The sequence below is a fragment of the Solibacillus isronensis genome (assembly GCF_900168685.1).
Lineage (GTDB): Bacteria > Bacillota > Bacilli > Bacillales_A > Planococcaceae > Solibacillus > Solibacillus isronensis_A.
The window spans coordinates 572,819-586,427 of sequence record NZ_FVZN01000014.1 but is presented as its reverse complement, the minus strand read 5'-3'; the positions used below and the strand labels follow the sequence as shown (position 1 = coordinate 586,427).

16 protein-coding genes are annotated in these 13,609 nt (G+C 39.3%); all 16 read right to left on the bottom strand.

The genetic code is table 11. The features are described 5' to 3' along the window. The 16 genes from B5473_RS11485 to B5473_RS11410 all read right to left on the bottom strand — a co-directional run bounded on the left by B5473_RS11485 (window position 1) and on the right by B5473_RS11410 (window position 13,605). Window positions 1-1,140 (bottom strand): protein-glutamate methylesterase/protein-glutamine glutaminase, encoded by a 1,140-nt coding sequence (locus B5473_RS11485; protein WP_079525242.1) that lies wholly within the window; start codon window positions 1,138-1,140, stop codon window positions 1-3. Then, on the bottom strand, window positions 1,141-2,019 hold the full coding sequence (locus tag B5473_RS11480) for a MinD/ParA family protein (RefSeq protein ID WP_079525240.1): 879 nt from the start codon (window positions 2,017-2,019) through the stop codon (window positions 1,141-1,143). It lies immediately after the preceding gene. Further along, window positions 2,003-3,193, bottom strand: a complete 1,191-nt coding sequence (gene flhF, locus B5473_RS11475; protein WP_079525238.1) for a flagellar biosynthesis protein FlhF — start codon at window positions 3,191-3,193, stop codon at window positions 2,003-2,005. Before flhF ends, B5473_RS11480 begins: the two co-directional genes overlap by 17 nt. Next, a complete protein-coding gene (flhA, locus tag B5473_RS11470) occupies window positions 3,190-5,223 on the bottom strand; it encodes a flagellar biosynthesis protein FlhA (RefSeq protein WP_079525236.1) in 2,034 nt (677 codons plus the stop codon). The genes flhF and flhA overlap by 4 nt, the downstream gene beginning before the upstream one ends. Before the next feature lie 23 nt (window positions 5,224-5,246). Further along, window positions 5,247-6,341 carry a flagellar biosynthesis protein FlhB gene (gene flhB / locus B5473_RS11465; protein ID WP_079525234.1) on the bottom strand — a complete coding sequence of 365 codons (1,095 nt, stop codon included), beginning with the start codon at window positions 6,339-6,341 and terminating at the stop codon, window positions 5,247-5,249. A gap of 1 nt (window position 6,342) precedes the next feature. Next, a complete protein-coding gene (fliR, locus tag B5473_RS11460) occupies window positions 6,343-7,119 on the bottom strand; it encodes a flagellar biosynthetic protein FliR (RefSeq protein WP_079525232.1) in 777 nt (258 codons plus the stop codon). 4 nt (window positions 7,120-7,123) lie between these two features. Further along, complete coding sequence (gene fliQ, locus B5473_RS11455) at window positions 7,124-7,393, bottom strand: flagellar biosynthesis protein FliQ (protein WP_079525230.1); 270 nt, start codon at window positions 7,391-7,393, stop codon at window positions 7,124-7,126. 13 nt (window positions 7,394-7,406) lie between these two features. After that, window positions 7,407-8,072, bottom strand: coding sequence for a flagellar type III secretion system pore protein FliP (fliP, locus tag B5473_RS11450; protein ID WP_079525228.1), 666 nt, complete (start codon window positions 8,070-8,072; stop codon window positions 7,407-7,409). Continuing rightward, window positions 8,069-8,752, bottom strand: a complete 684-nt coding sequence (locus B5473_RS11445) for a flagellar biosynthetic protein FliO (protein ID WP_079525226.1) — start codon at window positions 8,750-8,752, stop codon at window positions 8,069-8,071. Before B5473_RS11445 ends, fliP begins: the two co-directional genes overlap by 4 nt. A 4-nt stretch (window positions 8,753-8,756) precedes the next feature. Further along, window positions 8,757-9,119, bottom strand: coding sequence for a response regulator (locus B5473_RS11440; RefSeq protein WP_014824480.1), 363 nt, complete (start codon window positions 9,117-9,119; stop codon window positions 8,757-8,759). A 22-nt stretch (window positions 9,120-9,141) separates the two neighbouring features. Further along, entirely contained in the window at window positions 9,142-10,410 is a 1,269-nt protein-coding gene (fliY, locus tag B5473_RS11435) for a flagellar motor switch phosphatase FliY (protein ID WP_079525224.1), read from the bottom strand. After that, window positions 10,403-11,398: a flagellar motor switch protein FliM gene (gene fliM / locus B5473_RS11430; RefSeq protein WP_079525222.1), complete on the bottom strand. Its 996-nt coding sequence runs from the start codon at window positions 11,396-11,398 to the stop codon at window positions 10,403-10,405. Before fliM ends, fliY begins: the two co-directional genes overlap by 8 nt. Window positions 11,399-11,443: 45 nt before the next feature. Further along, a complete protein-coding gene (gene fliL, locus B5473_RS11425; RefSeq protein WP_079525220.1) occupies window positions 11,444-11,869 on the bottom strand; it encodes a flagellar basal body-associated protein FliL in 426 nt (141 codons plus the stop codon). Next, window positions 11,859-12,080, bottom strand: a complete 222-nt coding sequence (locus B5473_RS11420) for a flagellar FlbD family protein (protein ID WP_079525218.1) — start codon at window positions 12,078-12,080, stop codon at window positions 11,859-11,861. Before B5473_RS11420 ends, fliL begins: the two co-directional genes overlap by 11 nt. A 62-nt stretch (window positions 12,081-12,142) precedes the next feature. Next, a complete protein-coding gene (locus tag B5473_RS11415; protein WP_079525216.1) occupies window positions 12,143-13,132 on the bottom strand; it encodes a flagellar hook-basal body complex protein in 990 nt (329 codons plus the stop codon). A gap of 98 nt (window positions 13,133-13,230) precedes the next feature. Beyond that, the gene (locus tag B5473_RS11410; RefSeq protein ID WP_079525214.1) at window positions 13,231-13,605 is read right to left on the bottom strand and encodes a TIGR02530 family flagellar biosynthesis protein; all 375 of its coding nucleotides are present in this window, start codon (window positions 13,603-13,605) and stop codon (window positions 13,231-13,233) included. Window positions 13,606-13,609 lie beyond the last annotated feature (4 nt).

Here is a 13,609-nt window from a genome sequence, read left to right as displayed (position 1 = left end):
TTAAGGCATATATTTCATAATTGTTTGGGCAATATCATCAACATCCGCCACTTCATCTACAAGCTGCGTTTCCACGGCAGCTTTTGGCATTCCATATACGATACATGTTTCTGCTGACTCGGCAATAGCCATAACATTCCCTGTTTTTTTGAGTGAGACTAGTCCTTTTGATCCGTCATAGCCCATTCCCGTCATAATAACGGCAATTTTATCGAACTCCGAATACTGGCTGACATCTTCAAACATGACATCAACAGACGGGCGATGGCCTGCTCTTGGCGGTTCCTGATTGTCGAGTACGACAGCAAATGATGACCCGACTTTTCTTAATTTAAGATGATAGCCACCCGGTGCAATATAAGCCGTTCCTTTTTGCAACAGGTCACCTTGTTCTGCTTCTTTCACATGAATTTCACTCAACTGATCAAGTCTTGCTGCCAACGATTTTGTAAAACCTGCAGGCATATGCTGCACGATTAAAATCGGAGCACCCACATTTGCGGGAATTTTCGTAATGACTTCCTGTAAAGCCCTCGGACCACCAGTTGAAGTCCCGATTAAAATAATTTTCTTTGAAGTTTTGCTCCACTCCGTCTTTTTTATCGGTATATCGATGTTGACGGTTGGCTTTAGCAAACTTTTTACTTTAGATTCTTGATTGTTGAAAGGATGACGGATCGCTTGATTTGCGACTGTCGATTTACGGAAAGGTTTTTTCAATTTTGAAACCGTTACTTTAGATGCCCCTTCCACTTTTCGTACAAGTTCATCCTTAATTTTATGTAAATCCAATGAAATGGAACCGCTTGGTTTAGCAACAAAATCGACTGCTCCGTACTCCATTGCCATTAATGTATTTTCTGCTCCGCGCTTTGTCGTACTTGAGAGCATAATGACAGGCAATGGATACTTTTGCATAATTTCTTTTAACGCTTCCATCCCATTCATTTCCGGCATTTCCACATCCATTGTTACGACATCGGGTTTAAGCTGCTCAATCTTTTTAATGGCGTCTTTCCCATTACGTGCAGACCCGATGACTTCAATATGCCGATGATCCGAAAAAAAATCGCTTATTAGCTTCCGCATAAAGGCGGAATCATCAACAACTAGCAGTTTGGTTTTCTGTAAGTTGCTCATTTACTCACGCCCTCTCGAAAAGATGCTTTTTAATTTAGATATAAATTTCATAGACTCGTTTGTTGCATGAACTTCTTTCATTACAGCCTGCGTTGTTAAAAATTGCTCAACAATTTTCCCCATCGTTTTTGTAATGGGGGCATCAGGATACAGCACTGTAAATAATGCTTGCTGAAGTACTGATTGACGCACTACAGGATCTTCCGGCAACGAGCCTAAAATCGATACTTCCTTCTCTAAAAAACGGTGCATGACTGTTTTTAGACGCTGTGTCGTATCTTGCCCTTCCTCAACTGTAAATGCACGATTGCCTAACAGATAAAATTTCTTCATCGGGTCTTTTAGATGGATAAATTTCATCATAGAATAAGCATCCATAATGGATGTCGGTTCCGCTGTAGAAATAACAATAATTTCTTCAATGGATGTTAATAGATCGAGCGACCAATTAACAACACCCGCTCCCATATCAAATAAGACAAAATCATAATTTTTCTGCAATGTTTCGAAAGCCGTGATTAGACGAGCAAAAACATCAGGAGACCACTCCATTAACGACGACATACCTGAACCGCCGGAAATATAGCTTACCCCTTCGTTCGTTTCGCACAAAACATCTTCAAGTGCCACTTGACCATCGAGGTAATCTTTTAAACTGTATTTCACGGAACTTCCTATGAGAATGTGTACATTGCCCATGCCAATATCCATATCTAAAATGACTACCTTTTTCCCTCTTTTTGATAAAAGGGTAGCGAAGTTTGTCGTAAAGTTACTTTTACCTACTCCGCCTTTTCCACTAACAACTGCAATTGATCGCCCAGGCTTATGTTCACTTTCCAGCATTTTCTGGCGCAGTTTTTCAGCTTGATCTTTCATCCGAATTCTCCTTGAAGAAAAGTTCTAGTAAATTATCACTATTTGGTTGTTCGATATCTTCTGGTACTTCTTGACCATTTGTATAATAAGCTAGTCCTTTATTATATTTAATCATTAAATTAAACATAGTGCCAATAGAATTTGTTTCATCAAGCTTCGTAAAGATAAATTTTTCAATGTGCAAGTTCGTAAATTGTTCAATAATTGCCTCTAAGTCTTTTTGCTTAGACGTTAAAGATAAAACTAAGTAGGATTCTACTTGTTCGCTAAATTGTATTAAGGATTTTAAATCATCTACATATTTCGCTTCTTTGTAGTTTCTTCCGGCCGTATCAATAAAAATTAAATCCAAATGATCAAACTTTTTAATCGCCTCAGCATAATCTGTTGCATTATAAACAATTTGTACAGGTGCCTGCAGCAATGCAGCATACGTTTTCAATTGTTCGATTGCTGCGATACGATACGTGTCTGTCGTAATAAAGCCGATTTTCTTTTTCTTTTCTAGGACTGCGCGTGCTGCCATTTTCGCAATCGTTGTCGTTTTTCCAACACCTGTTGGACCTAACACATTAATGTATTTTTTCTCATATGAAATTCCGCTGATCGGCAAGTCATACAATTCTTTTCTTAAATAGTCTTTGGCAACTTCCTGCATATCGTTCCATGTGATTTGCTTGCCATGCTCGTTATAATACATAAAAAGCTCATCACTGATTTTTGTGATAAGCTCCTCTCCAAGTTCCTGCTCACGTAGAAAGTCGATAAATGGTAAGAGTTCATCAGGATATTGAGATTGTACCGACATACGTTGCATCGATTGCATCATCGATTTTAAATCGGCAATTTCTTTTATCAGGTTTTCAGGCATGCTGGCAGAATCGCCTTGCGGAACTTTTTTATGCTGTTCCACAGACGAAGCTGCTTCGCGGATTCCTTCCTCCTTCACTTGCGGCGCAAATGTCGGAATGTCTTCTAAAGACGGCAATGAAGGTTTCTTTTCCAATTGGTCATATCCTGCCACGACTTCATAGCTTTTATTTTTTACTAATCCGAAAAACTTTTTCGTCACGACGACTTTCGAATTCAGAATAACCGCATCTTCCCCTAAATCGGCGCGAATTTGTTTCATTGCCTCAGCAATGGAAGGTGCATTGTATTTTTTCATCTTCATTCAACATTCACCACCCCTACACTTTGAATTTCAACGGCTGCATCCAATTCGTTATATGAAAGAATCGGTACTTGCGGGAAATAACGTTCTGTTAACTGTCTTATATAAAGTCGCACAGCTGGCGAACATAAAATAATTGGCGACTGTTCTGTATAGGAAACACGCTCCACTTCTTTTGCAATAGCTTCCAATACGAATTGCGACTGCTGCGGATCCATTGCTAAATAGTTTCCGTGGTCTGTTTGCTGTATGCTGTCAGCTACAAGTTTTTCTACTTTTGCAGATACTGTGATAACTTTCAATGCTTGTTGACCATTAATAAATTGAGATGTGATTTGTCTAGCCAACGCCTGTCTCACATACTCTGTTAAAATATCAGGATCACTAGTAAGCTTTGCGTAATCTGCCAATGTTTCAAAAATGATTGGCAAGTTTCGTATAGAAACATTTTCACGCAATAGTTTTGCCAATACTTTTTGTACTTCCCCTATTGATAATGGTGTTGGAATTAAATCGTCCACTAAAATCGCATGGGTTTCGCGTAAGTGATCGATCAGCTGCTTCGTCTCTTGACGGCCAAGCAGATCGTGCGCATTTGCACGGATAATTTCGGTTAAATGTGTCGAAACAACACTTGGCGGATCGACAACTGTATAGCCGAACATTTCGGCATCCTCTTTTACTGCTTCTGTAATCCACTTAGCAGGTAATCCAAATGATGGCTCGATTGTATCAATACCATCGATCGAATTATCATCCCCTGGACTCATTGCTAAATAATGATCCAGCAATAATTCACCTCGTGCCATTTCATTTCCCTTTATTTTAATCCGGTACTCATTTGGCTGCAGCTGGATATTGTCACGGATACGGACAATCGGTATTACAATCCCTAGCTCCAAAGCAAGCTGACGACGGATCATAACTACTCGGTCCAGTAAATCCCCACCTTGCGCGGCATCCACTAACGGAATTAATCCGTAGCCAAATTCGAACTCTATCGGATCGACATTCAATAAATTAATAACATTTTCCGGACTTTTCATCGTATCAGAAGCAACTTCCTCTTCGAACTCCATAATCTCTTCCGGCGTTTCTTCCTTTTTACGATCCATTAAGAATGCGCCTGCCGCTAATGCGATCGCAATTGGAATTGTAATCCAGTCCGGAATCGGTGTGAATAACCCGAGCAGAAGGATTGTACCTGCAGCTACATACAGAAGCTTGGATTGTGCAAATAACTGAGCTGTAATATCTGAACCTAGATTTCCTTTTGAAGCAGCACGTGTTACAACAATACCTGTTGCAGTGGAAATTAATAATGCCGGAATTTGCGATACAAGTCCGTCACCGACTGTCAGCATCGAATATTTCGATGCGGCTTCACCGAAGCTTAGCTCCATCTGTAGCATACCGATGATCATACCGAACAGTAAGTTAATGCCAACCATAATGATTGAGGCGATTGCATCACCCTTAACGAATTTCGTTGCACCATCCATCGCTCCGTAGAAGTCCGCCTCTCCGGATACTTTTTCACGGCGTTCGCGCGCTTCCTTTTCCGAAATCATTCCGGCGTTTAAATCTGCATCAATACTCATTTGCTTACCAGGCATCGCATCCAAAGTAAAACGCGCAGCAACTTCCGCAACACGTTCCGAACCTTTAGTAATAACGATGAACTGGATAATAACTAGTAATAAGAAAATAACTAAACCTACTAAAATATTACCGCCTGTTACGAAATTACCAAATGTCTCTACTACTTTACCTGCGTCACCTTCCGCTAAAATAGCACGTGTCGTAGATACAGACAATGCCAGACGGAACAGCGTTAATAATAGAATAACAGTAGGGAAAATCGAGAAATCGAGTGCTTCTTTCATATTCATCGAAGTTAGTAAAACGAGAAGAGCAAATGTAATATTAATAATAATTAAAAAACTGAGTAGCCAATGTGGAAGAGGGATAATGAGCATCGCTACAACCATAATCACTGCAGCTAAAACCCCTATGTCGCGTATTTGCATTGTTGCCCCTCCTGAATTCTATGTCAAATTTTGCGTTTGATGCGGTATACATATGCAAGAACTTCGGCAACTGCTTTGAAAAACTCTTCCGGTACAGCCTGGCCGATTTCAACCTGGTCATACATCGCACGGGCAAGCGGACGATTTTCTACCATAATGACATCATGTTCTTTTGCAATAAGTTTAATTTTCTGTGCAACAAAATCGGTTCCTTTTGCTACAACTTTCGGTGCATCCATCATATCTTCATCGTATTTTAGTGCAATGGCAAAATGGGTCGGGTTTGTAATGACAACATCTGCAGCTGGTACATCCTGCATCATTCTGCGCATTGCCATTTCCCGTTGACGCTGTTTAATTTTCGACTTGATCAGCGGGTCGCCTTCTGCATTTTTATGCTCATCTTTAACATCCTGTTTTGACATCTTCAATTGCTTTTCATATTCATACCGTTCATAAATATAGTCAAACAATGCAATGAATACGAGCATAATTGAAGCGGCAATTCCCATGATTGCCGACATGTATGCTACAGTGGCCAAAATTTGTGCCGGACTATGTAAAGCAAGCGATAATACATCTTCCAAATAGATAATAATGACAACGGTTGTTACGGTCCCGATTAATGTTACTTTCAATAATGATTTAATTAAATTGACGATCGCTCGTACAGAAATAATCTTTTTAATCCCTTTAATCGGATCCATTTTTTTTAAATCTATTTTTAATGTCTCTGTTGTAAAAAGTAAGCCAAACTGAAAAAAGTTAGCTCCAATACCTGCAATGATGGCAATGACCATAATCGGCAGAACGATAATTGCCATCTCTTTAATGGATTCAACATACATGTCCATTACGGTTTCAGCGTTCAGCGTTTCAATTAACATATTGCGGTTAAGTGCTTGCAGTAAAAAATCTCTCATTCCTTCGTACATAAATGGTGCAAAGAAAAGTAAGAAGAAAAATGACAATAGCAGTAATACGGCGGCTGTGACATCCTGACTTTTTAATACTTGTCCTTTTTTTCGTGAATCCTGCCGCTTTTTCGGTGTTGCTTTTTCCGTTTTTTCACCTGCAAAAAACTGAAGGTCAACGTTGATCAATAGCTTTTTGTCCATGTTAGCCACCACCTAAAATAACCATTAAGTCACGTAAAGAAATAATCATAAATTCAATTAGCTCCTTCATAACTCCTACTAATACACCCATTGTCACCATCAATACTAGAAACCCTACTGCAATTTTAATCGGGAATCCGATTACAAATATATTCATTTGCGGTACCGTTTTCCCTGTAATCCCTAACGCTAACGTTACTAAAAATAATGTTGCAACTATTGGAGCTGACATTTGAAATGCTATGGCAAAAACAGAAACAAATATTTTTATAATAAACAGTGCGGTCCCTTCTTCACCGAACTTCGGGAAAAACTGATCCATCGGCATAAACTGATAACTATAAAAAATCCCGTCTAAAATAAGATGATGACCATTTATTGAAAGCAATACTAAAAGCATTAAAAAGTTTAAAAACTGCCCCATTAACGGAGACTGGGCACCTGTTTGCGGGTCGATAATATTCGCCATCGCAAACCCCATCTGGAAATCGATAAATCCGCCGGCTATTTGAACAGCGGAAACGATAATCATCGCGGCCAATCCCAGCATAAGCCCGATAATTGCCTCTTTTAAAACGAGCAGCAAATAGAAAGCATTAATTTCAAACGGCTCAATATTAAACGTATAATACATCATCCACGCTAAAGCGACAGCCAATATAATGCGCACTTGCGGTGGTATTGTACGATATGAAAATAAAGGGACGGAGACGAAAAATGCAGAAACACGTACTAAAATTAATAGCAATATTGATAAATTCGGTAGTAATTCCGTCATTTTCTCACCCAATATACCGAACTAGGTTATTTAAAATGTCGTGAAAGTAGTCCGTCATCTTGCTGATCATAAACGGACCAAAAAAAATAATCGCCACTAATACCGCTACGATTTTAGGTACGAACGCCAATGTTTGTTCTTGAATGGAAGTTGTTGCCTGAAATATACTCACTATTAAACCGCTGACAAGTGCGATTAATAGTAAAGGTCCCGAAACTATCAATATCGTGAATACTGCATTTTCTGCAATTGCAATGACCATTTCCTGTGTCACTTTATATCATCCCCTAAAAACTTTGAAGTAAAGATTTCATCACTAAATACCAACCATCGACGAGTACAAATAATAAGATTTTAAATGGCAGTGAAATCATTACTGGAGGCAGCATCATCATCCCCATTGACATCAGTGTACTTGCGACTACCATATCAATAACTAAAAACGGAATGAAGATCATAAAGCCCATTTGAAAAGCTGTTTTAATTTCACTTAACGCAAATGCGGGTACGAGCAGCGTCATCGGAATTTCCTCGATGGAATCCGGATATTCTGCCTGATTATATTCGATAAAGAGTTCTAAATCTTTTTGTCTTGTATGCTGAGCCATAAAATGTTTAAACGGAATCGTCGCCCGTTCATAGGCCTCTTCCAAATTAATTTCTTCATCGAAGAGCGGCTGTAATGCCTGCTCGTTTACTTGCTGGAATGTCGGAGCCATAATAAAAAATGTTAAAAATAATGCCAACCCGATAATTACCTGGTTAGGCGGCATTTGGTTCGTGGCAAGGGCTGTCCTGGTAAACGACAGAACAATGACGATACGCGCAAAGGAAGTCATTAATATTAATAGACTAGGCGCTAAAGATAATACAGTTAACAGGAATAACAGCGTAACCGATGTGGATACATTTCCCGGATCACTTTCTGAAAACACGGAAAGTATTTCGTTCATCGATCATCACGCTCCTGTTCTTTCCAACGCTCAAGCTCGTCACTTCGTTGCTGCTTGATTTTCCCGATTTTTTCATTGAACAAATCATTGAATTTAGGGCTTTCCGAAATATCCTGAGGGCGCTTTTTTTGTGAAAATTTATTAATTAACTGAGCTATATATGGTGAAGTATTCACCATGCTCTGCTTAGTTTCAATTTGATTTAGTAAATGGTCGATTTCTTCTTCGGATTCAATTTCCTTTAGAAGCTGAATGTTATCGCCGACACCAACTACATAAACTCGTTTACCAATTAGTAATAATTGTACAGACTTTTGCTGTCCTACAGACAAGCCACCGATATTTTTAATAACGGCATTTTGTTGATAGTTGAAGTTACGCTTGTTTAAATACTTTAAAATGAACAATAATAGCCCTATAACAAACACAAGTGCTATTAAAACTTTAAGATAATCCAAAAATCCAATACTAACGGATGCCGAGTCAGTTTGTTCTGCGTCGGCATCCGGAGTACTCTCATCTGAATTTTTTTCTTCTGAACATACTTCAGGGTTTTCATTACAGTTTTCGTATACGTTACTTACCATCGCAAAAGTTCCATTTGAGATTGGTGTAAATAATGCCGTCATCAATACAATTCCAACAGCGATCCAAAATCGAAATGATTTTTTTGCTTTCATCAGATCAACCTAAAGCTTTTTGAATCGCTTCGATTACGCGATCTGCTTGGAAAGGCTTTACGATAAAGTCTTTTGCACCAGCTTGAATCGCATCGATAACCATAGCTTGTTGGCCCATTGCTGAACACATAATAACTACCGCGCTTGGATCCGTGCCTTTAATTTCTTTTAATGCTGCAATACCATCCATTTCAGGCATTGTAATATCCATAGTTACTAAATCCGGACGCAATTCATTGTACTTTTCAACTGCTTGAATTCCGTCAGCTGCTTCTCCTACTACTTCATAACCATTCTTCGTTAAAATATCCTTGATCATCATGCGCATGAATGCTGCATCGTCAACAATTAAAATCCTTTTAGACATAATCTAATTCCTCCAATTAAAACTATCTAATATTGTTCAAGCGATCTGCCTGACTTAAAATATCTGTGATGCGAACACCGAAGTTCTCATCAATTACTACAACTTCACCTTTTGCAATTAACCGACTGTTTACTAAAATATCTACAGGTTCACCTGCTAGTTTATCTAATTCAATAATCGATCCGCTCGATAATTCGAGGATTTCTTTTACTGAACGTTTAGTACGTCCCAGCTCAACTGTTACTTGCAATGGAATATCAAGCAGCATATTTAAATTGCGTGCTTCCGCCTGTGTAATACTTGGCGAATCAAAGCTTGCAAATTGTGCTTGCTGTACATTTGCCGGTGGTGCTGTATAAGCAGGCTGCTGGTAAACTGGCTGTTCATATACAGGTTGCTGTTGCTGATACACTTGTTGCTGCACCGGTTGCTCATACATTGGCTGCTGATAGGCTGGCTGTTGTACTGGCTGCTCATAAACTGGCTGCTGAACCGGTTGTTGTGCAGTCGGTTGTTGTGCCTGCTGCATTGGTTGCTGTTGTGTCGGCTGAACTGGTGTAGGCTCCACTGTTGTTGTTGCAGTAAGAGGCTCATCAGTTTCTCCCATTAATGACTTTACTATCTTTTTACTAAACTTTAAAGGTAGTAATTGCATTAAATTCGAATCGATCAATTCACCGATACGCAATCTGAAGGAAATTTTCACTAATAACTCATCTGTAGGGATCGTATCAGTGCCTTCATTTTGTGAAATGTTCAGTAGATCAATTGTCGGCGGTGAAATATCAACCTTTTGGTTAAATACTGTTGACATGGATGTGGCAGCTGAGCCCATCATTTGATTCATCGCTTCTTGAACTGCACTTAACTGGATTTCACTTAATTCCGGTCTTGGATTAACACCATCGCCACCCAGCATTAAATCTGCAATAATTGCAGCATCCGATTGTTTGATTACGAGAAGATTCATTCCTGAAAGACCAGTTGTATACTCTACTTGTACAGCAACATATGGATGCGGGAATTCCTGTTCTAAACGGTTACGATTAATCATTGTAATACTAGGTGTTGTAATATCTACTTTTTGACCTAGTAATGAAGATAAAGCAGTTGCAGAACTACCGAACGAGATATTACCTACCTCACCTAATGCATCAATTTCTATCGGAGTTAAGTGATCCTCAACTTTAATTTCTTCTTCCGGACTTGCTGTATTTGCAGAAAAATCCTCCAGTGTTTCGCCCCTTAATAGAGCCTCAATTTCTTCTTGGGAGAGCATTTCATCACTCATCTTCGTCTCCTCCTTTCAAAGGGTCGATAATTTGAACAGCCATTTTATTATTCAATTTGCCTGGCTGAACAGTAAATTTCGGTAAACTGCCGACTTTCAGTGTTAACGGATTTTCAATTTTTTGATTTAACGGAATGACATCACCGACAGTCATTGTCAGGAAATCTTCAATTGTAATATCTGCCGTACCTAACTCTGCAATAACCGGTAATTTTGCTTGTTTCACACGAGTTTCAAGCATTTTTGTTTGTTCCGGTGAAATTTCTTTCGTATTTGTCTGCATCCAGTAGCGAACAGATAAATTGGGAACGATCGGCTCCAGTACAACATGCGGGATACAAATATTAATCATCCCTGTCGTTTCCCCGATAATTGTATTAAACGAAATGACAACTACAGTTTCATTTGGCGAAATCATTTGTAAAAACTGCGGATTTACTTCCAATTCCACAAGCATCGGATCGATTTCAGCAACGTTCTCCCATGCTTCACGTAAATTATCAAAAGAACGTTCAAATAAATTCGTCATAATCTTCGTTTCGATTTCAGTTAAATTGTCAACATTGCTATGACTTCCCCCTGCTCCGCCCATCAATCGATCGAGCATCGAATAGGCAATATTCGGGTTAATCTCCATTAAAATATTGCCATCTAAAGGCGGAACCTCAAATACATTGATCAATGTCATGTTTGGGATTGAACGCACAAATTCTTCAAACGGAATTTGGTCCACAGATGCAACTGTTATTTGGACATAGCTTCTTAACTGTGCAGAAAAGAATGTTGTCAGCAGTCGCGCAAAGTTTTCATGTATACGGGTCAAACTTCGGATTTGGTCTTTTGAGAAGCGCAGTGCCCGCTTAAAGTCATATACTTTAACTTTTCGTGTCTCATCTTCTTTTTTTATGTCTTCTGCAGACATCTCTCCGGTCGATATCGCCGATAAAAGCGCATCAATTTCGGATTGCGACATGATATCTCCTGCCATTTGCCCCACCTCCATTTCAAAAATTAAAATTGTTAGTACTGATGATTACTGAAGTACGTATGAAGTAATATACACTTGCGTAACTTCCCCTTCTTGCATTAGCTCATTTACTTGATATTTAATTGTATCCTGGAATGTAATTTTCCCTTGCTTGCCTTCTAAAGCTTTCTCTTCCATTTCAGAAAGTTCCTGAATCACGATGTTTTTTACTTGGAAGTCTCGTTTAAACAACTCTTGACCGGCTTTTTTATCTGATGCCTGGATTTTTAATGTAATGCGAACAAAACTACCATCTGCCAAGTTCGTCGTAATCTCAGGAATGTCTACCGATGACTCGATGATTTCATCAATCGTTGGGCCATCTGGCTTCTCTTTGTCGAGCTGTGTCAATAACACAACTATAATCACACCGAATAATGTAATCGTTACTAATATAATTAGCATAATTGTTAATAGTTTATTATTCTTCATCTTCTTCACCTTTAAGGTGCGGGTTAGATAAAACTTGGACATTCTGATAAAATGTTCTCACTTTTTGCCGCACCTGTTCTTCAGTCTCTAACACAATGTATTTACGTCCAGTCGTCAGCGTAATTTGGGTGTCCGGAAATGCTTCAACTGTTTCTATGTATAAAGCATTTAAAGTAAGTGCTTTACCATTAAGGCGAGTCACCTCAATCATTGCAATAGGGCCGGACCTGCACTTGAGAGCCGGCCCGGCCCCCCTTCTATTATCAATTTAAACTATCGTTTTAAGTTAACAAGCTCTTGTAAAATTTCATCCGACGTTGTAATTATACGAGAGTTCGCCTGGAACCCGCGCTGTGCAACAATCATCTCTGTGAATTCTTCCGAAAGGTCTACGTTGGACATTTCCATGAAGCCTGAGTTAATTGAGCCAATACCATCCTGTGTACCTAATTGAGCATAAGTTACTCCTGAGTTCGGCGTTGTACGGAAATAGTTGCTTCCCGTTTTTTCAAGACCGCTCGCATTTGCGAACTTCGCTAAAACTACTGTACCAGCATATTGAAGATCTCCAGCTGAATCGACAAATGAAATTGTTCCGTCCTGAGATATACTCATTGATTGGGCAGTTGTCGGAATACGAATCGGAGTTGCAGTTGCAGCTCCTTGTTCTAGTAATTCTCCAGTATCAGGATCAATTAAGTTGGCTCCTGCAGCAACCTGCAGTCTATTTTCATCAAATCCTGAACCAGGTGCAGCTGTAGGGTCTATTGCATCATAGTCGGTAACATCTGCCGCAAAACCAACTAAGTATTTACCGTCCCCGTTTACTAAGAAACCATTTCGATCCATATAGAAATTGCCTGCACGAGTATAAAGCGTATTTGTGAATCCTTCTGCTGTAGCCGGAACACCATTAGCTGCATCGCCTTGATCAAAATCCACTGCATCAGCAACCATAAAGAATCCATCTCCTGAAATAGCTAAATCCAATGTACGTCCTGTCGTCTGCATTGAACCGGCATTGTGCATCGTGTCAATGGCAGCAAGCTGTGAACCTAATCCTACTTGAATCATGTTTACTCCACCGCGAGTTGCTGAAGGTGCAGATGCGCCTGCCTGTGTTTGTGAAATTAAATCTTTAAAAATAGTACGTTCTTTCTTAAAGCCGTACGTATTAACATTTGAAATATTATTCCCAATCACGTCTAATTTTGTCTGAAAGTTTTTTAAGCCTGAAATACCTGAATACATTGAACGTAACATAAAATGTCGTTCTCCCTTCGATTTTCAAATCTGTTATTTTAGTTCAGTCGTATCTATCATTCAACGACTGTAGGCTTCCTTACTTCTGAAGGTCCGGCCTATAAAAGGATTGTTCCATCAATATTGGTAAATAGTTGCTGTTTCGCTTCATTACGATCCAATGCCGTAATAACCGTCGCATTTTTTGCACTTACAATTAAGGCTGCCTGATCTAACAGGACTAACGGCTGCTTCACACCTTTATTTTTTGCCTCAAATACTTTTTCGGAGATTTGCTGCCATTCACGATCTGTTATAGAAATATTTCTTTCATTCAACCGTTCTGAAGCATGCTTGCTTATTTTTAATTCATCACCGGTCGCCTGTTTTAAATGGTCCATAAAGGACTGCTTTGAAACTTGCTCAGTATTTTGCTTTACTATCGGCTTTATCGGTGGATGGTAAGGGATATGTTGAATATTGACTCTGTTCATCAGC

Bases quoted from the DNA above. Each gene is read 5' to 3' on its own strand.
- B5473_RS11420 (WP_079525218.1), bottom strand. From the start codon at position 12,080: ATGATTGAGGTGACTCGCCTTAATGGTAAAGCACTTACTTTAAATGCT.
- fliL (WP_079525220.1), bottom strand. From the start codon at position 11,869: ATGAAGAATAATAAACTATTAACAATTATGCTAATTATATTAGTAACG.
- flhB (WP_079525234.1), bottom strand. From the start codon at position 6,341: ATGGACAAAAAGCTATTGATCAACGTTGACCTTCAGTTTTTTGCAGGT.
- flhA (WP_079525236.1), bottom strand. From the start codon at position 5,223: ATGCAAATACGCGACATAGGGGTTTTAGCTGCAGTGATTATGGTTGTA.
- fliY (WP_079525224.1), bottom strand. From the start codon at position 10,410: ATGAGTGATGAAATGCTCTCCCAAGAAGAAATTGAGGCTCTATTAAGG.
- B5473_RS11485 (WP_079525242.1), bottom strand. From the start codon at position 1,140: ATGAGCAACTTACAGAAAACCAAACTGCTAGTTGTTGATGATTCCGCC.
- B5473_RS11440 (WP_014824480.1), bottom strand. From the start codon at position 9,119: ATGTCTAAAAGGATTTTAATTGTTGACGATGCAGCATTCATGCGCATG.
- B5473_RS11445 (WP_079525226.1), bottom strand. From the start codon at position 8,752: ATGAAAGCAAAAAAATCATTTCGATTTTGGATCGCTGTTGGAATTGTA.
- flhF (WP_079525238.1), bottom strand. From the start codon at position 3,193: ATGAAGATGAAAAAATACAATGCACCTTCCATTGCTGAGGCAATGAAA.
- fliP (WP_079525228.1), bottom strand. From the start codon at position 8,072: ATGAACGAAATACTTTCCGTGTTTTCAGAAAGTGATCCGGGAAATGTA.
- fliR (WP_079525232.1), bottom strand. From the start codon at position 7,119: ATGACGGAATTACTACCGAATTTATCAATATTGCTATTAATTTTAGTA.
- B5473_RS11415 (WP_079525216.1), bottom strand. From the start codon at position 13,132: ATGTTACGTTCAATGTATTCAGGTATTTCAGGCTTAAAAAACTTTCAG.
- B5473_RS11480 (WP_079525240.1), bottom strand. From the start codon at position 2,019: ATGAAAGATCAAGCTGAAAAACTGCGCCAGAAAATGCTGGAAAGTGAA.
- B5473_RS11410 (WP_079525214.1), bottom strand. From the start codon at position 13,605: ATGAACAGAGTCAATATTCAACATATCCCTTACCATCCACCGATAAAG.
- fliM (WP_079525222.1), bottom strand. From the start codon at position 11,398: ATGGCAGGAGATATCATGTCGCAATCCGAAATTGATGCGCTTTTATCG.